The organism is Streptomyces sp. 35G-GA-8 (genome assembly GCF_023534745.1).
In the GTDB taxonomy this organism is placed as follows: Bacteria; Actinomycetota; Actinomycetes; order Streptomycetales; family Streptomycetaceae; genus Streptomyces.
Genome location: NZ_JAMHJQ010000021.1, coordinates 113,945 through 132,321 on the forward strand (window position 1 = coordinate 113,945; position 18,377 = coordinate 132,321).

The 18,377-nt window shown below is 70.7% G+C and carries 12 protein-coding genes and 1 pseudogene; 7 read left to right on the forward strand and 6 right to left on the reverse strand.

Annotated elements, in window-relative coordinates; genetic code table 11:
• Nucleotides 1-98: 98 nt before the first annotated feature.
• The 3 genes from M1203_RS34865 to M1203_RS34875 all read right to left on the reverse strand — a co-directional run bounded on the left by M1203_RS34865 (nt 99) and on the right by M1203_RS34875 (nt 3,241).
• The gene (locus tag M1203_RS34865; protein WP_249953856.1) at nt 99-1,286 is read right to left on the reverse strand and encodes a DUF1266 domain-containing protein; all 1,188 of its coding nucleotides are present in this window, start codon (nt 1,284-1,286) and stop codon (nt 99-101) included.
• A gap of 14 nt (nt 1,287-1,300) precedes the next feature.
• Nucleotides 1,301-2,479, reverse strand: a complete 1,179-nt coding sequence (locus M1203_RS34870; protein WP_249953857.1) for a DUF1266 domain-containing protein — start codon at nt 2,477-2,479, stop codon at nt 1,301-1,303.
• Nucleotides 2,480-2,599: 120 nt separating this feature from the next.
• The gene (locus M1203_RS34875; protein WP_249953858.1) at nt 2,600-3,241 is read right to left on the reverse strand and encodes a TetR/AcrR family transcriptional regulator; all 642 of its coding nucleotides are present in this window, start codon (nt 3,239-3,241) and stop codon (nt 2,600-2,602) included.
• A gap of 44 nt (nt 3,242-3,285) precedes the next feature.
• Between M1203_RS34875 and M1203_RS34880 the strand changes: the two genes are divergently transcribed.
• The 3 genes from M1203_RS34880 (at nt 3,286) to M1203_RS34890 (ending at nt 5,186) form a co-directional block, all read left to right on the forward strand.
• Entirely contained in the window at nt 3,286-4,254 is a 969-nt protein-coding gene (locus M1203_RS34880; RefSeq protein ID WP_249953859.1) for a threonine/serine dehydratase, read from the forward strand.
• Between the two features lie 54 nt (nt 4,255-4,308).
• Nucleotides 4,309-4,701, forward strand: a complete 393-nt coding sequence (locus M1203_RS34885; RefSeq protein ID WP_249953860.1) for an AraC family transcriptional regulator — start codon at nt 4,309-4,311, stop codon at nt 4,699-4,701.
• Between the two features lie 74 nt (nt 4,702-4,775).
• Complete coding sequence (locus M1203_RS34890; RefSeq protein ID WP_249953861.1) at nt 4,776-5,186, forward strand: VOC family protein; 411 nt, start codon at nt 4,776-4,778, stop codon at nt 5,184-5,186.
• 1,065 nt (nt 5,187-6,251) lie between these two features.
• On the opposite strand, the gene M1203_RS34895 is transcribed toward M1203_RS34890, so the two are convergent.
• From M1203_RS34895 to glgP, 3 genes are all read right to left on the reverse strand, one after another.
• On the reverse strand, nt 6,252-7,670 hold the full coding sequence (locus M1203_RS34895) for a DUF2252 domain-containing protein (RefSeq protein WP_249953875.1): 1,419 nt from the start codon (nt 7,668-7,670) through the stop codon (nt 6,252-6,254).
• Between the two features lie 206 nt (nt 7,671-7,876).
• Nucleotides 7,877-9,112 carry an alginate lyase family protein gene (locus M1203_RS34900; RefSeq protein WP_249953862.1) on the reverse strand — a complete coding sequence of 412 codons (1,236 nt, stop codon included), beginning with the start codon at nt 9,110-9,112 and terminating at the stop codon, nt 7,877-7,879.
• A 226-nt stretch (nt 9,113-9,338) separates the two neighbouring features.
• Nucleotides 9,339-11,921 (reverse strand): alpha-glucan family phosphorylase, encoded by a 2,583-nt coding sequence (gene glgP / locus M1203_RS34905; RefSeq protein WP_249953863.1) that lies wholly within the window; start codon nt 11,919-11,921, stop codon nt 9,339-9,341.
• 568 nt (nt 11,922-12,489) lie between these two features.
• Between glgP and M1203_RS34910 the strand changes: the two genes are divergently transcribed.
• From M1203_RS34910 to M1203_RS34925, 4 genes and pseudogenes are all read left to right on the forward strand, one after another.
• Nucleotides 12,490-14,496 (forward strand): alpha-1,4-glucan--maltose-1-phosphate maltosyltransferase, encoded by a 2,007-nt coding sequence (locus M1203_RS34910; RefSeq protein WP_249953876.1) that lies wholly within the window; start codon nt 12,490-12,492, stop codon nt 14,494-14,496.
• The gene (gene treS, locus M1203_RS34915; RefSeq protein WP_249953864.1) at nt 14,493-16,214 is read left to right on the forward strand and encodes a maltose alpha-D-glucosyltransferase; all 1,722 of its coding nucleotides are present in this window, start codon (nt 14,493-14,495) and stop codon (nt 16,212-16,214) included. Before M1203_RS34910 ends, treS begins: the two co-directional genes overlap by 4 nt.
• Nucleotides 16,215-16,481: 267 nt before the next feature.
• Complete coding sequence (locus tag M1203_RS34920; RefSeq protein WP_249953865.1) at nt 16,482-17,984, forward strand: phosphotransferase; 1,503 nt, start codon at nt 16,482-16,484, stop codon at nt 17,982-17,984.
• Nucleotides 17,985-18,094: 110 nt separating this feature from the next.
• A pseudogene (locus M1203_RS34925) lies at nt 18,095-18,377 on the forward strand (hypothetical protein); the annotation flags it as partial.

The window sequence follows — 18,377 nt, forward strand, 5'->3', positions numbered from 1 at the left end:
GGGCGGTTCCGTGTCCGCGCCCAGTCCCCTCGGCTCGCGTCGAGTCCGTCAGCTCGCGTCGAGTCCTTCGGCTCGCGTCGGGCCCGGCCCACGGTCGCTCAGCGCCAGGGGATGTTCCGCCAGGGGCTGCCCTCGTTCTCCGTCAGCTGACGGTGGGCGACGACGTTCTGCTCGTAGAACGAGCCGTACTCCTCGCCGTCGAAGCGCAGCACCCTGCCGAGCGCGTACGCCGCGGAGAAGTCCTCCCACGAGCGGTACGCCGACTTGCTCAGCGCCCCGGCGTGCACGATCGCCTGCTGGGCCTCGTACGGATCGCAGAACCGCGCCGACAGCCCCCAGCGGGCCAGATTCACCGCACGCCCGTAGTCGTAGGCGACCGTGGTGCTCACCCTGCCGTCCGGCGGCAGCAGCCCGTCGGCGCGGAACCTGGCCTCGTACCGGACGATGCGCCGCACCAGCTCCTCGATGCCCTTGACCGCGCCGTGGCCGGCCCCGAGGTCCTGGGCGTGCCCGGCGGCCGTCTCGCGCCACAGGTCGGCCGACGGCGGGCCGCCGAGACCGGCCCGTAGCTCCTCGCGCACCCGGAGGGCGAAATCGGGCTCGGGCGGGCTGTTGCGCGCGTCCAGCAGTGCTTTCAACTCCCGCTGCCAGCCAGTGCGTTCGGTGACGTCCCAGGAGTCACGGAGCAGCGCGACCTCCTCGGTGTAGTCGTGGTAGGCGGTGCCGACCTCGTTCCACGGCACCCCGTTCCCGACGGCCAGATGCGCGCCGCAGGCCAGACCGTAGGCGAGCGGCCCGTGCAGCGGACCGTGCCGCAGCGCGATCAGCCGGCCGCGTGACGAGCGGTCGTTCTCCGCGTAGTACCGCAGCCACAGCGCGCGGTGCTGGGGCAGGGCGGGCAGCAGAAGCTGTGCGGGGGTACCCGCGTTGACCGCGAGCAGTTGCCGAGGGTCCCGCCACTCGAACTCGGCGATCCACCGGAGTGAGACACGGTGGAACACCCACTCGGGGTGCCACGGCGGCAGCATCCCGCGCGTGAGGACCGGCTTGCAGCTCCGTCCGGCCTCGTCGCGGTGCGGACGCCAGTGGACGATGTCGGGCTCCGCGTCGACCTCGGCCTTCGGCGCGCCGATGTACAGCCCCTCGCCCGCCAGCACCCGTAGCTGGGCCTCGACGTCACCGCGCGCCCCGGCCTCGTACAGCAGGCGTTCGGTCTCGGACGGCGATATCCAAGGGGTGCCGTACGCGGGGGTGTTAGCGGGACTCGTGGGGTTCGTGGGGTTCATTGGGTTCGTGGGGTTCATGACCAGGGGATGTTCCGGTAGGGGCCGGCGGGGTCCTGGGTGAGGACGCGGTGATGGTCGAGCGACTCCTGATACCTGGCGTCGGAGTCGTCGTCCGTGTCGAAATGGATCATCCGGGTCAGCGCGTAGCCGAGGGAGAACTCCTCCCAGGAGCCATAGGCCCGCCGGGCCAGTTCACCGATCCGCAGGACGGCCTGCTCGGCCTCGTACGGATCGCAGTAGCGCGCGCCCAGCGCCAGCCGTACGACATTGACCGCGCGCCCGTGGTCGAAGGCGGCCAGCGTGTCGATCCGCGCGTCGGGCGCGAGGATGCCGTCGGCGCGGAAGCGGTTCTCGTAACGGACGACCCTCAGCAGCGACTCACCGGCCTCCGCCGACTCCTCCTCGGACGCGCCGCGCCGGTTCAGTGCGGCGGTGACGGCCTCGGACCACTCCCGCTGCGAGGGCGCCCGTTTCAGCCGTTCGACGAGACCGAGCCGGGTGCGGAGTACGAACTCGTGTGTGCGGCCGATGAGCCGGGTGGCCATCAGCGCGTCGAGCGTCTGCCGGTACGCGGCGCGGTTGCCGACGTGCCAGGGGCGGTGCAGCCGCGCGATGTCCGTCTCGTAGTCGAGGTAGGCGGCGCCGAGCTGGTTCCAGACGATGCCGTTGTTGACGGCGAGATGGGCGCCGAGGGCCAGCCCGTGCGCGAGCGGCCCGTGCAGCGGACCGCCGGTGTGGGTGATCAGCCGATTCAGCCGCGGGCCGCCGGACTTCGCGTCGGCCCTCAGCCACGCCCTGCGGTGTGCCGGCCGGGCCTTGACGGTGGTCGCGTACGGCGTGCCCGGGTTGACCGCGAGCCACCACTTGTTGTCCGGCCAGGTTGTGGCGAGTTCGGCGAGCGTGGTGCGCCGGAACACCCACTCCGGATGCCAGGGCGGCAGCATGCCGGGGGTCAGGACGGGGACGTGGGTCCGGCCTGTCGCGGGGTCATGCCCTGACGGGAGCGGGGCGGTGTAGCCGGGGGTGTCGGCGTGCAGCCGGGCGACGAGCACATAGAGCCGGGAGCGGGAGAGCGTGTCGAGGACCGCGTCCCCGTCGTCGCGCGCCGTCGCCTCGTACAGCAGCCGCTCGGTCTCGGTCGGTGGCGCCCAACCGGTGTCCGTATTCGTGTCCGCGCCCGTACTCGTTGTCACGGGCCGATCCTACGGAACCGGTTCCGGGACGCCGTGGGGCAGGTGGCACGGTCGTGGTCGTGCGGCGCGGCGTCGTGTATCGCGGTGTCGTGTATCGCGGTGACGAGAAGGGGGCGTTGGTCAGGCTGCCGGGTCGGCGGCGCGGACGAGCTGGCGCAGCGCGCCGTAGAAGACCTCGTGGTCCACGACGGCGGGCAGGATGGCGGCGAGATGCCCGGTCAGTACGGGGAACTCCGCCGGGTCGAGCGCCGCCAGCGCGCTCCGGGTCACCGCCAGCGAGGACTTCGGGTCGCGGTGATCGACGAACGTCGCGCTGCCGAGGGTGAGCAGATACATCCGGCGGTACGCGGTGATCGCCTCCACGGGCGTCATGCCCGCCCGGATGCTGTCGGCGAGCTGCGGCTCCACCAGCCGCCCCAGCAGCTGCGGCCCGAGCCACGGCCGGCCGCCGCGCAGGGCGAGCAGCCCCGGATGGGCGGTCAGCGACTCGTAGAGCCGGCGGAAGCGGACCTCGGTGGCACGGGCCCAGTCGGTGCCGGGCGGGATGTCCGGCAGATCGGCCGCGAGATGGTCGGCGCAGAGGTCGAGCAGCCCGGCGAAATCCGTGCAGCGGCGCTGGACGGTGGCGTGGGCGACACCGAGGCGGGCGGCCAGCGTACGGAAGCTGAGGGCTCCGGGCCCCTCCTCGTCGACCAGCGCGAGAGCTGTCGCGGCGATACGGCCGGGGGTGGCGGAGTCGAGGGAAGCGGATTGCCGAGGCATGCGAGCCAGCGTACGGTACACCGTATCGAAACGAGGAGCAGCCGGTGCGAGAACTCAGCCACGACGACATCAAGCAGGCCACCGACCGCATCGCGGGACACGTACGCCCCGTGGCGGTGGCGCCCGCAGACCCCGGCGCCGCCCAGCTCTGGCTGGCCCTGGAACACCTTCAGCACACCGGCAGCTTCAAGGCCCGGGGGGCCCAGAACTTCCTGCGCGCCCATCGCGAGGAGGGCACCCTCCCCGACGCGGGCGTGACCATCGCGTCGGGCGGCAACGCCGGACTCGCCTGCGCCTGGGCCGCCCGGCAGCAGAACGTGACCGCCACGGTGTTCCTCCCAAAGACCGCGCCGCCCGTGAAGGTCGCGCGGCTCCGCTCGTACGGCGCGGACGTACGGCTGACCGGTGCGTCGTACGCCGAGGCGCTGGCCGCGTGCCAGGACTTCGCCGCGACGAGCGGAGCGCTCGCCTCGCACGCGTACGACAACCCGCTGATCGCCGCGGGCGCGGGCACCCTGCTGGAGGAGATCCAACAGCGGATCCCGGATCTGGACACGGTCGTGGTCTCGGTGGGCGGCGGCGGGCTCTTCGCCGGGGTGGCCACCGCCGCGCGGCACCACGGCATCCGGACGGTGGCGGTCGAGCCGGAGAACTGCCGCGCCCTGAACGCCGCGCTCGAAGCCGGCCGGGTGGTCGACGTCCCGGTCGACTCCGTGGCCGCCGACTCCCTCGGCGCCGCCCGCGCCACGACGCTCGCCCTGCGCGCCGCGGACCACGACGATGTGCGCTCCGTCCTGGTCCCGGACCCGGAGATCACCCGCGCCCGCCGCATGCTGTGGACGGACCACCGCCTCGCGGTCGAACACGCCGCGGCGACGGCTCTCGCCGCGCTGACCGCGGGGGGCGAGGGGTATGGCTACCGCCCTGAGGAGGGCGAGCGGATCTGCGTGGTGTTGTGCGGGGCGAACACGGATGTGGGGTCGCTGGCGGGGTCGGGTGAAGGGGACGGCTGAGTGCGGGGGTGACCGGCCGGTGGGGCCGGTGGGCGACCGTGGTGTGATGGGGCTGTGAGCCGCGCCGCCGAGGAGTCCAACCGCCGCATGCTGCGGGCGCGGGACGCGATGGACCGCGCCTACGCGGAGCCACTGGACGTCCCGGCCCTGGCCCGGATCGCCCATGTCTCGGCGGCACACTTCACCCGCACCTTCCGGGCCACGTTCGGCGAGACGCCGCACCGCTATCTGCAGCGCCGCCGTGTCGAGCGCGCGATGTCCCTGCTGCGGGAGACCGACCGCAGTGTGACGGACATCTGCTTCCAGGTCGGCTTCGGCAGTCCGGGAACCTTCAGCCGCACATTCCGCGACATCGTCGGCCGGTCGCCGAGGGCGTATCGCAAGGAGTCGACGGCCACGAACGTACCGACGTGCTTCACGATGGCGTGGACACGGCCGAGCGACTGACCGCCCGCGCCGCGCTCACCGGCTGAGCAGTTTTGGATAAGTTTTCGTCGATCTCGCTCGGTAGCGTGAGGCACATGTTCAACGCGATCACGCACTCACAGATTTACGTACTCGACCAGGACGAGGCCCTCGACTTCTACGTCGGCAAGCTCGGCCTGGAAGTCAACGCCGATGTCGACCTGGGCTTCATGCGCTGGCTGACCGTGAACGTCCCGGGCCACCCGGACCGCCAGATCCTGCTGGAGAGGCCGGGCCCGCCGGCGATGTCCGAGGAGACGGCGGCGCAGGTCCGCGAGCTGGTGACCAAGGGCGCGACGGGCGGCTCGCTCATCTTCAGCACGGACAACTGCCGAGCGACGTACGAGACGCTGCGGGCCCGGGGTGTCGAGTTCACCGACGAACCCACCGAACGCCCGTACGGAATCGACTGCGGCCTCCGCGACCCGTTCGGCAACAACATCCGCTTCACCGAGCCGAAGGGCTAGGGCGGACGTCTTTCGGCAGGTCAGGGCCGAGGGGTAGTCGGGGTGGGCCGGAGTTGATCATGGCGGGTGGGGGCCGCCCCTGATCTTTGAGTTTCGCGGTTCCGGGTCGGGCGTCAAGGGCGCTCCTTCGTCGCGTCGGCAAGCCGATGGGCTGCGCCCACCCTTGACTCCCGCCCCTCCACCGCAAGTGCAGCTTTGAGGGGGGCGGCCCGGGGGGAGGGGTCCCCGGGGGGCCTGTCTATTGGACCGGCCCGGTTCCCGGCCTGCGGCCCGGTGGGCCCTGCGGGGCGCGCGGCAGTGGAATGGGGCGGCCCGGCCCCGGCAAAGCGACTGACCGTCGGGAAGTGGCCGGGATTCATGCCCCGCTGGTGGGGGTGTGTGGGTGGTGGGGTGGGTGTGACTGGTGAGGCGCTGATTGGGCGGGTCGGAGGCGGTGATGTGTCGTGGGGACGACTTAACCGAACTCAGGACGCATCACCGGCCTGAAGGCCCTGGAATGGCTCGCCAAACTGGGACATAGGGGGTGGGTGACGGGTCCGTCTGCCTCGGCTGACAGGTGTCACCCGACAACGAGCCCGCACAGCGGGGCATGAGTCCCAACCACCCACTCACATCAGGTCGCTGAGCCGGGGCCGGGCCGCCCCACTCCACTCCTGCGCAGCCCCGCAGGGCCCACCGACCTGCGGTCGGCAAGGGACCGAACCATGCACGGATCCCCTCCGGGGACCCCTCCCCCCCGGGCCGCCCCCCTCAAAGCAGCACTTGCGGTGGAGGGGCGGGTGTCAAGGGTGGGCGCAGCCCATCGGCTTGCCGACGCGACGAAGGAGCGCCCTTGACGCCCGACCCGGAACCGCGAAACTCAAAGATCAGGGGCGGCCCCCACCCGCCATGATCAACTCCGGCCCACCCCGACTACCCCTCGGCCCTGACCTGCCGAAAGACGTCCGCCCTAGCCCTTCGGCTCGGTGAAGCGGATGTTGTTGCCGAACGGGTCGCGGAGGCCGCAGTCGATNCCCGACTACCCCTCGGCACGAACCCGCACCCACCCACCAACACCACCCACCCTCACCCCGCCTCCGCCCTGACCCTCCCCTTCCGTACCGCTTCCACCAGCGCCTGGTGATCGCGTTCGTTCTGGTCCGCGTAGCTCTCCGCGAACTCCGCCAGCGCGACATCGAACGCCTCCCCCGCCCCCAGATACGCGGCGATGGCGATGCGGTCGCCCGACCGGGCGTGGGCGCGGGCCAGGGTTTCTCCGCAGAGTTCGCCGAAGACCCGCATCCCCCTCGGCACCATGATCTGCGGCACCATGATGCCCTTCCAGTCGCGCAACTGGCGTACGTAGAAGTCCCGTCGACGGCCGTCGACCCCCTTCACCCGGTCCCAGCCCAGGAAGACATCGCCGACGGCCTGCATCAGCCGCTGTCCCGCGACCACGCGCTGTCCCTGGTTGTCGTACTCGCTCTCGCCGACATGCGCGGCGAGCACCGAGTGGTCGGCCTCCTTGGCCTGGAGGATCAGGGGGTCCTCGTCGTCCTTGCCCAGCAGCAGCAGAATCCAGCAGCGGGTTCCCACACTGCCCACCCCGACGACCTTGCGTGCGATGTCGGCCACCCGGTACTGCCGGAGCAGATGCGCCCGCTCCGTGGACAGGCTCCGACCGTACCGTTCGATGAGCGCGTGGAGTTCACGGTAGATCCGGTCCCGCTCCATCCCCATCGGCATGTCGTCGATCGGCACGATCAGCGGCGGGTCCGCCACGAACCGGCGTTCGCCTGCCTGGAGTCGGGTCAGTTTCGCGAATGCCTGAAGGCTGTCCTTGGTACGCGCCTTCGCCATGGCCTTCGACACCCGCCCCCGGCCTCTCGCGCTCAGCCGCCGGCCCGCCACCTTCTGGAGCTGTGCCGTGTCGGCGATCTCGTACCACACCTCAAGATTTCCCATGCCCGCGTAGAAGCGCATCCGCTCGCGGTACGACCGTACGGCGGCCCGGACGATCCCCGCCCGCTGCTTCGCCGAGTAGCCGTTCTCGCGTCCCGCGATCACCAGGCTCGCGGCCAGCCGTTTGACGTCCCATTCCCAGGGGCCGGGCAAGGTCTCGTCGAAGTCGTTGATGTCGAACACCAAGCGCCGCTCGGGGGAGCCGAGCAGCCGGAAGTTCAGCAGATGCGCGTCCCCGCACAGCTGCGCCCTCATGCCGGAGATCGGAGTGGAGGCCAGATCACCGGCCATGATCGCGGCAGCGCCCCGGTAGAAGCGGAACGGCGATTCCGTCATACGTCCATACCGGATCGGAACGAGATCGGGCACGCGCAGGGCCGACTGCTCCTCGATCACATCCACCGGGTCCGGCCGCCCCTTGGCCGGGGTGTACCCGGCGTGGCTGGACCTGGGAGCCCTCTTGCGGGCAGCCCTGCCCCTGTCCGCCCGTTCCTGTGGTGACAGGGGCCGCCCGTCACCGGAGATTCCGCCGCCCTTGATCATGGCGTGCACTTCCCGTCCGAGAGTGCGGTGGCGCGGAAGCGACGGGGCACCGACGGTCCCGCCCCGCCTACGCCCTCCCGTCCGATTATCCGTCGCCCCCAGCCGCCCGGCTACCCGGCTCCCGGCGGACGGGCTGCCCGAAGGTGTCGGCCCCGAGCCCGCCGGGGCCGACAGCCGCGAGTACTACCGGACCGAGAAGTCGCGACCTAGTTCGGGTTGCTCGCGTTCGTCAGCGTCTCCCAGGCCACGAACAGATTGTTCGTCCCCGCCGGCCGCTGCTGCTCCGTGAGCCGCTGGGTGTTGGTCATCGCGTAGCCCAGCCGCGTATTGAGCGCGTTGTAGCCGACCTCGGTGATCGGTCCGAGGCCGCGCTGCACGCTGCCGCCGCAGAGCGAGGACGGTACGGGCTCGGCCTGGACCTCGTACTTCGCCTGGAAGCCGAGCGCCTGCCGCAGCCGCTCGCCGACCTGCGGGAACAGGTCCTGGCCCTGGAGGCGCGCGGTCTCGTAGACATGGCCGACGGACGAGATGCCGTAGCCGGTGTGCACGAAGTCGCGGCAGGTCTCCTGGGTCAGCCCGGTCATGAAGGTTCCCTGGCCCTGCCAGTAACTGACGATCTTGTCGCGGGTGTTGAGGTTCTGGCTCGGGACGGTCTTGGGCAGCGCGCCGTCCGAGGCGAGATAGATGTAGGCGGGCACGCGGACGAGGTACTTGCTGATCGCCTTGTCGTAGCTGGCGCCGTCATCGAGGAAGACGGAGATGCTGACCGCCGCCTCCATCATCGTCAGCTCCCAGTTGCCGTTGGAGTTGGAGCCATTGATGATCTCGGGCAGATAGACATTGCGCAGCATCGTGCTGAACCGCCCGGCGTTCGGCCAGTTCCCGTACACATGCTTGATGATCTCGGCGGCCTTGGGCCACGAGGATCCGGCCCATCCGGTCTGGAGCGGGGCGTTGCTGTTGGTGTGGTCCTGGATGGAGTTGGACCAGGCGTCCATGAGCTGGATCGCCTTCTGCGCGTAGCGGTCGTCGCGGGTGATGTACCAGGCGAGGGCGTCGGTGTACGCGGCGATCGCGTCCTCGCGCTCGTCGGTACAGCCGTTGTTGGGGTTGGAGTACGAGCCGCACTCGACGATCGCGCGCGGCTTGGGAGTCCGCGAGAGGCTGGCGTACTTGCTGGCCATCATCTGGTCGTAGGCGCTCTTCCAGGGCTGCGCCCCGGCCTGCACCTTGGCTCGGATGAAGTCGAGTTGGGCGGTGTTGAGGTTCACCCCGGGGTGGGTGAAGTTGGCCGGCGCGGCGGCGACCGCGGCGGTGGCGGGCTTGGCCGGTGCGGCGTCCGGCGCTTTCTCGGCGGAGGCGGGTGTCATGAAGGCGGCGGCGAGCACGCCGGCGAGAGCTGTGGAGAGTCCGAGGACTCGGGGGATGGATCCGGGGCGCATGTGGGGGTGCCTTCCGGTCGCTGGACGTCCTCAACTCGATTCACCCACATGAACGTGGGGTTGAGTTGTGAACTCGTTATTGAGTGAGGAACGTAGAACCATCCCATGAACACGTCAAGGTCTGGACCATTGGGCAGTGCGAGAGGGCTGGGCAACGCAGGGCGGCCGGCCAACGCGATGGGCCGGACACCCGAAGATGTCCGGCCCTGGTACGCGTACGCGCGCCTCACCTCAGCAGTACGCCCGCGCCCTCCCCCGTCGCCTCCGTCGGCAGCGCGACCAGCCCCAGATCCGCGCTGGTGGCGAGCAGCGGATGGGCCGGCAGCACCCGGACCGTGTATCCGTAGGGGCCCGTGCGGTCCAGGGCGAGCGGGCCCTCGTAGACCCAGCGGCCCTCCAGATCGGGCCCGCCGGCCGGCTTGAGCGGGAAGGTCTGGGCGTCCACGATCGTGTCGTCGGAGCCCACCCGCCCCGCGACCGCCTGCACCTCCACATCCTCCGGGCGCAGTTCGCCGAGGCCGACGCTCACCCGTAGCGAGAGCGTGGCGCCCAGCTCGGCGCCGCCGCCCGCGCCGCCTCCGACGCCGGTCGCCGCGACCGTCTCGACATGGTCGACCGACACATACGGCCAGAGCGTGCGTGTGCGGTACTTCCAGGACGCCAGCTCCGAGGCGGTCTCGGCGTCCAGCGCGCGATGGGCGGCGGCGGCCGGGGCGTACAGCCGCTCCACGTACTCGCTCACCATCCGTCCCGCGAGCACCTTCGGCCCGAGCGACACCAGCGTGCGCCGGACCATCTCGATCCAGCGGTCCGGCAGTCCGTTTCCGCCGCGGTCGTAGAAGCGGGGCGCGACGCGGTCCTCGATCAGTTCGTAGAGCGCGTTCGCCTCCAGTTCGTCCCGGCGGTTCTCGTCGGCGGACGAGCCGTCGGCGGTGGGGATGGCCCAGCCGAAGTCCGGCTCGAACCACTCGTCCCACCAGCCGTCCAGGACGGACAGATTGAGACAGCCGTTGAGCGCGGCCTTCATTCCGCTGGTGCCGCACGCCTCCAGGGGCCGCAGCGGGTTGTTCAGCCAGACGTCGCAGCCGGGGTAGAGCTTCTGGGCCATGCCCATCCCGTAGTCGGGCAGGAAGACGATGCGGTGCCGCACCCGCGGATCGTCGGCGAACCGCACCAGCTCCCGCACCAGCCGCTTGCCGCCGTCGTCCGCCGGATGGGCCTTGCCCGCGACGACGATCTGGATCGGCCGTTCGGGGTGCAGCAGCAGCTCGGTCAGCCGCTCGGGGTCGCGCAGCATGAGGGTGAGGCGCTTGTACGAGGGGACCCGGCGGGCGAAGCCGATGGTGAGGATGTCCGGGTCGAGGACGCCGTCGATCCAGCCCAGCTCGGCGGCCTCGGCGCCGCGCTGGCGCCAGGAGGCGTGCAGGCGCGCGCGCACCTCGGTCACCAACTGCTCGCGCAGGGCGCGCCGTACGGCCCAGACGTCGGCGTCGGGGACGCCCTCGGCGTCGCCGAGGCGGGCCATCTCGGGGGCCACCCAGGTCGGTGCGTGCACCCCGTTGGTCACGGAGGTGATGGGCACCTCCGACGGATCGAAGCCGGGCCAGAGCCCGGCGAACATCCGGCGGCTGACGGCGCCGTGCAGGGTGGAGACGCCATTGGCGCGCTGGGCGAGCCGCAGGCCCATCGCGGCCATGTTGAAGAGGTTCGGCTCGCCGCCCGGGTAGGTCTCCATGCCGAGCCCGAGGACGCGCTCGGCGGGCACACCGGGCAGTTCGCCGTCGTCCCCGAAGTGGCGGGCCACCAGTTCGCGGTCGAAGCGGTCGATCCCGGCGGGCACCGGGGTGTGGGTGGTGAAGACCGTACCGGCCCGGACGGCTTCCAGGGACGCCTCGAAGCCGAGACCGTCCGCCATCAGCTCGCGGATGCGCTCCAGGCCGAGGAATCCGGCATGGCCCTCGTTGGTGTGGAACACCTCGGGCTCGGGATGGCCGGTGAGCCGGCAGTACGTACGGACCGCGCGGACCCCGCCGATGCCGAGCAGCATCTCCTGGAGGAGGCGGTGTTCGCTGCCGCCGCCGTACAGCCGGTCGGTGACGTCGCGTTCGCCCGGGCCGTTCTCCTCGACGTCCGAGTCGAGCATCAGCAGCGGGACCCGTCCGACCTGCGCCTGCCAGACGCAGGCGCGCAGCGAGCGGTCACCCGGCAGGGTGAGGACGATCTGGGCGGGGGTGCCGTCCGGCTCGCGCAGCAGTGTGACCGGGAGTTCGTTGGGATCGAGGAGCGGATACTGCTCCTGCTGCCAGCCGTCCGGGGAGAGCGACTGGCGGAAGTAGCCGTGCCGGTAGAGCAGCCCGACGCCGATCAGCGGTACGCCGAGATCGCTGGCGGCCTTGAGATGGTCACCGGCGAGGATGCCGAGGCCGCCGGAGTACTGCGGCAGGGCGGCGGTGACCCCGAACTCCGGCGAGAAATAGCCAATGGCGGCGGGCAGCTCGGCGCCCTGCTCGTCGCGTTCCTGGTACCAGCGCTCGCCGCGCAGATAGGTGTCGAGACCGGCCGCGGCGGCGGCCAGCCGGTCGAGGAAGGGACGGTCCCCGGCCAGCTCGGCGAGGCGCGCGGCGGACACCGCTCCGAGCAGCCGTACGGGGTCGCGGCCGGTGGCCCGCCAGCCGGCGGGGTCGATGGATTCGAAGAGTTCACGGGTCTCGGTATGCCAGGACCAGCGCAGATTGCGGGCGAGGTCGCTGAGCGGTTGGAGTGGTTCGGGCAGGACGGGGCGGACGGTGAACCGACGGATTGCCTTCACGTGTTCCACCTTCGCAGGGGACATACGAGCCACAGGGGACGCACCACGTTGTGCGACCCGCCGTCTCCCTGACGGTAGCCCCACCTCACCCTCCGCAACCACGGCGCACACGCGCACTCACCCGGGGGTGTCCGCGCCCTGCTCCCCAATTCATGGCCTGAACCTTGCCGTTGGTGACCGTGCGCCCCTGCTGTTCCTGTACGCCGCAGTAGTTAACAATCCGCCGGATTGCCCACCCGAAAAGAGTGGGAAGGCTCCCCCGGTACACCCGGCACGTACGCATGTTCATCGCACCGCACACGAGCGCGTCCCTACACAATTGAGGACGAATCCAGCGCTATTCGAGTGAACGCGGACAGGAGCGGCCATGCCCGCAGCCTCCCAGTCGTCTACCGAGCAGCTACAAAGAACATCAAAACCTCGCAAAGACAGCAGATCTTCGGAGGGCCCCAGCTCCTCCGATCCCGCACCACCCGACGCGTCCGCACCGCCCGGTCAGTCCGATCGGTCAGCTCCACCCGCCCTGCCTGTCACGCCCGCACAGCCCTCAGGTGATCCAGTGAAACCGCTGATTGGTCGCATTCCCGTCCTGGACGTACGCCCGCTCGTCGACTGCGGCAGACGCCCCGCGAAGGCGGTGAGCGGTGAGTCCTTCCTGGTCACCGCGACCGTCTTCCGGGAGGGTCATGACGCCGTCGCGGCCAACGTCGTCCTCATGGACCCCAGTGGCCGCCCCGGCCCCTGGACCCCTATGCGTGAACTCGCCCCCGGCACCGACCGCTGGGGCGCGGAGGTCACCCCCACCGAGGAAGGCCGCTGGACCTACACCGTCGAGGCGTGGAGCGACCCGGTCGCCACCTGGCGCCACGCCGCGAGCATCAAGATCCCGGCGGCCGCCGACAAGCACGACATCGCCCTCGTCCTCGCGGAGGGCGCCGCGCTGTACGAGCGGGCCGCCGACGGCGTACCGAAACACGACGGCCGGGAGGCCGTGCTCGCCGCCGCGGACACCCTGCGCGACGAGACGCTGCCCGCGCGGGCCCGGCTCGACGCCGCGCTCGCCCCCGAGGTCGACGCCGCCCTCTCCCGCCATCCGCTGCGCGACCTGATCAGCTCCTCGCGCCCCGCGCCCCTGCTGGTGGAGCGCCGGCGGGCACTCTTCGGCTCCTGGTACGAGCTGTTCCCGCGCTCGGAGGGCGCGGTCGTCACCAAGGACGGGCCGCCGGTGAGCGGCACGTTCAGGACGGCCGCCGAACGGCTGCCCGCCGTCGCCGCGATGGGCTTCGACGTCGTGTATCTCCCGCCGGTCCACCCCATCGGCACCACGCACCGCAAGGGCCCCAACAACACCCTCACCCCCGCCGCCGGGGATGTCGGTGTGCCCTGGGCGATCGGCTCGGCCGACGGCGGCCATGACGCGATCCACCCCGATCTCGGCACGATCGAGGACTTCGACCACTTCGTGGAGACGGCCCGCACCCTGCGGATGGAGGTCGCGCTCGACTTCGCGCTCCAGTGCTCCCCCGACCACCCCTGGGTCACGAAGCACCCCGAGTGGTTCCACCACCGCGCGGACGGCTCCATCGCGTACGCGGAGAACCCGCCGAAGAAGTACCAGGACATCTATCCGATCGCCTTCGACAGCGATCTGCGCGGTCTGGTCCGGGAGAGCTGCCGGATCCTGCGCTACTGGATGGCCCACGGCGTACGGATCTTCCGCGTCGACAATCCGCACACGAAGCCGGTGCTCTTCTGGGAGAAGGTCATCGCGAACATCAACCGCACCGACCCCGATGTCATCTTCCTGGCCGAGGCGTTCACCCGGCCCGCGATGATGCACACGCTCGGCGCGATCGGCTTCCAGCAGTCGTACACGTACTTCACCTGGCGGAACACGAAGCAGGAGCTGACCGAGTATCTGACGGAGCTGTCGGGTGAGGCGGCCGCGTACATGCGGCCGAATCTCTTCGTCAACACGCCCGACATCCTGCACGCCTATCTTCAGGAGGGCGGCCGGCCGGCCTTCGAGGTACGGGCGGTGCTGGCCGCCACGATGGCGCCCACCTGGGGTGTCTACGCGGGCTACGAGCTCTGTGAGAACACCCCCGCGAAGCCCGGCAGCGAGGAGTACCTCGATTCGGAGAAATACCAGTTGCGGCCCCGGGACTGGGAAGCGGCCGAGCGCGAGGGCCGCACGATCGCCCCGCTGATCACCACGCTCAACCGGATCAGACGGCGCCACCCCGCGCTGCGACAGCTGCGCGACATCCACTTCCATCACGCCGACAACGACGCGGTCATCGCGTACAGCAAGCGGTCGGGTACGAACATCATTCTGGTGGTCGTCAACCTCGACCCGCACCACACCCAGGAGGCGACGGTCTCGTTGGACATGGAGCGGCTCGGCCTCGAATCTCTGGAGGGGCACGAGACCGTCCCGGTGCGCGACGAGCTCACCGGCGAGACCTATCACTGGGGCAGAGCCACCTACGTGCGCCTAGAGCCGGGCGTCACGCCCGCGCACGTCGTGGTTCTGCGACCGTCCCCGCCGATCGGAGGGTCACCCACATCATGATCGTCAATGAGCCCGTCCACGACACGTTCGAGGACACCCCGGCCAAGGACCGCGATCCCGACTGGTTCAAGCGTGCTGTCTTCTACGAGGTCCTGGTGCGCTCGTTCCAGGACAGCAACGGCGACGGCATCGGCGACCTCAAGGGCATCACGGCCAAGCTGGACTATCTCCAGTGGCTCGGAGTGGACTGCCTCTGGCTGCCGCCGTTCTTCAAGTCACCGCTGCGCGACGGCGGCTACGACGTCTCGGACTACACGGCGGTGCTCCCCGAATTCGGGGATCTCGCCGACTTCGTGGAGTTCGTCGACGCCGCGCACCAGCGCGGTATGCGCGTGATCATCGACTTCGTCATGAACCACACGAGTGATCAGCACGACTGGTTCCAGGAGTCCCGCAAGGACCCCGACGGGCCGTACGGCGACTACTACGTCTGGGCCGACGACGACAAGCAGTACCAGGACGCCCGGATCATCTTCGTCGACACGGAGACGTCCAACTGGACCTTCGACCCGGTGCGCAAGCAGTACTACTGGCACCGCTTCTTCTCCCACCAGCCGGATCTCAACTACGAGAACCCGGCGGTGCAGGAGGAGATCGTCTCCGCGCTGCGCTTCTGGCTGGATCTGGGCATCGACGGCTTCCGGCTGGACGCCGTGCCGTATCTGTACCAGCAGGAGAACACCAACTGCGAGAACCTCCCGGCCACCCACGAGTTCCTCAAGCGGGTACGGAAGGAGATCGACGCCAACTATCCGGACACGGTGATCCTCGCCGAGGCGAACCAGTGGCCGGAGGATGTCGTCGACTACTTCGGCGACTACGGGGCGGGCGGCGACGAATGCCATATGGCGTTCCACTTCCCGGTGATGCCGCGGATCTTCATGGCCGTACGGCGCGAGTCCCGCTATCCGGTCTCGGAAATCCTGGCGAAGACCCCGGCGATCCCGACCGGCTGCCAGTGGGGCATCTTCCTGCGCAACCACGACGAGCTGACCCTCGAAATGGTCACGGACGAAGAGCGCGACTACATGTACGCGGAGTACGCCAAGGATCCGCGGATGCGGGCCAACATCGGCATCCGGCGCCGGCTCGCCCCGCTGCTGGACAACGACCGCAACCAGATCGAGCTGTTCACCGCCCTGCTGCTGTCGCTGCCCGGCTCCCCGATCCTCTACTACGGGGACGAGATCGGGATGGGCGACAACATCTGGCTGGGCGACCGGGACGGCGTACGGACCCCGATGCAGTGGACGCCCGACCGGAACGCGGGGTTCTCGTCCAGCGACCCCGGCCGGCTCTATCTGCCGACGATCATGGACCCGGTCTATGGCTACCAGGTCACCAATGTGGAGGCGGCGATGGCGTCGCCGTCCTCGCTGCTGCACTGGACGCGGCGGATGATCGAGATCCGCAAGCAGAACCCGGCCTTCGGCCTCGGCTCGTACACGGAGCTGCCGTCGTCGAACCCGGCCGTGCTCGCCTTCCTGCGCGAGGCGCCCTCCCAGCAGGGCGAGGGCGACGATCTGGTGTTGTGTGTGCACAACTTCTCCCGCTTCGCGCAGCCCACGGAGCTGGATCTGAAGGAGTTCAGCGGGCGCTGTCCGGTCGAGCTGATCGGCGGTGTGCGGTTCCCCGCGATCGGTGAGTGGCCCTACCTGCTCACCCTGGCCGGCCACGGCTTCTACTGGTTCCGGCTGCGCAAGGATCCCGCGGCCTGACAGCGCCGCTCCACACCGCTCAACACCGCTCACTCGTTCACGCGGTGTTGACCGTGGTCCCGTGCCGGGCGGTTTCCACCGCCCCGCACGGGGCACGCTCCTCCACATCCAGTTCGATCGATTCGATCAAATTCGTATCGAGTTCGTACGGAATCGATCCGTACGGATCATCCTCACCCGACACGTCCCGCACAGCCGGACAGCCATTGCCGCAATCCGGGACACTCTGCGCATCCTGTGGTGTGCCCGGGGAAAGGACGCGATGCCATGTCGAAGGCTGCATCCACCCGGATCACGCCGCGCCCCGCAACTGCTTCGCCCGTCGCCCCGTCCGTCGCATCGCCCGTGTCACCGGCCCTGTCGCCCGCCGACGCGAGAACGCTGGTCGGCTCGCTCGCTCCGCTGCTCCACGACTGGCTGCCCCGCCAGCGCTGGTTCGCGGGCAAGGGCCGTCCCGTCACCGGCTTCGTGCCGGTGACGGTCACCGAACTGCTGCCCGTGGACGCGGCGGGTCCGGGTCTGCTGCATCTGCTCGTACGTGTCGAGCAGCGCGGAACCTCCGGTCCCGCGCGGTCGATTCCGTCGTCCCCCTCCGCCACCCACTCCGGGGTCTCCTCGCCCGCCGGTGACTGCTATCAGCTGCTGCTCGGGGTACGGAAGGTGCTGCCGCCGCGCCTCGCCTCCGCGCTGATCGGCCACACCACGCAGGGGCCGCTGGCCGGCCGTACCGTCTACGAGGCCCTGCACGACCCCCATCTGGCCGAACTGCTGCTGGAGCGCCTGCGCTCCCCCGGCGCGCTGGGCCCGCTGCGCTTCGACCGCGCGAGCGCCGTGCCCGCCGGGCTGAGCGGCCGGCTGCTCGACGCCGAGCAGTCCAACTCCTCCCTGGTCTACGGGGACGCCTACATCCTGAAGATCCTGCGCCGGGTCTTCCCCGGCCCGCACCCCGATCTGGAACTGCCGCTCGCACTGGCCGCCGAGGGGTGCGAGCGGGTGCCCGCGCCGGTCGGCTGGTTCGAGGCCGCCGACCCCTCGGGCAGCGGGGACTCCCTCACACTCGGCGTCCTCCAGCCCTATCTGCGCGGCTCGCAGGACGGCTGGCAGCTGGCGCTCTCCTCGCTCGCCCACGGCAGGGAGTTCATCACGGAGGCCCACGCGCTGGGGCGGGCCACCGCGGAGGTGCACACCGCGCTCGCCGCCGCGCTGCCGACCGTGACCCTGGGCCGCAGGCAGACCGCGCAGCTGGCCGACGGGATGGCGGAACGCCTGGAGTCGGCGGCCCGCGCGGTGCCCTCGCTCATGCCGTACGCCGCCGGGCTGCGAACCGCCTTCGACGCGCTCGCCGGGCTCGACGAGGCCGGGCGCGGCCGGCCCGCGCAGCGGGTCCACGGCGATCTGCATCTGGGCCAGACCCTGCGGACGCCGGACGGCCGCTGGTCGGTCATCGACTTCGAGGGCGAGCCCGCCAGACCGCTCGCCGAACGCCGCCGCCCGCAGCCACCGGTCCGCGATGTGGCGGGCATGCTCCGCTCCTTCGACTACGCGGCCCGCTCCCACGAGCCATGGCGCCCGGACTGGGCGGCGCGCTGCCGGGAGGCGTACTGCGAGGGGTACGCCACGGCCGGCACCGACCCGCGCGCGGAGCCCGAGCTGCTGCGCGCGTACGAGACGGACAAGGCGATCTACGAGGTCCTGTACGAGGCGAGGCACCGCCCCGACTGGCTCCCGGTCCCGATGGCGGCGATCCGCCGGCTGGCCGCGGGCGCCTGACACATCCGGCCGGAGGCCGGTCGCCCCTGTTCCCCGTACCGACCTGTCCGGCCCCGCTCCCCACCCGTTCGACCGTCAAGCAGCGAAGCCCAGCCGAGGAGGCAGCCCCCGTGACCGCCCGCACGCCGTCCGACCGTTCGTCCGACAGCTCGTCCCAGTCCGAGCTTCCCACCGCCTCGCTCCCGGTTCCGGCGCCCGCCGCCGAGACCGCGCGTCCGGGTGCGGGCAAGGCCACCGCCAAGAAGGGGAAGAAGTCCGCGCGTCGCAAGGCACCGCCGCCCCAGGCGGCCCCGCCCGCCCCGGCGGAATCGGCGGCCCCCGCGGCTGCCACCGCCGGGGCCCCGGCGGTGGCTCCCACGGCGCCCCGGCCGCGCGGGCAGCGGGGCGGCGGCC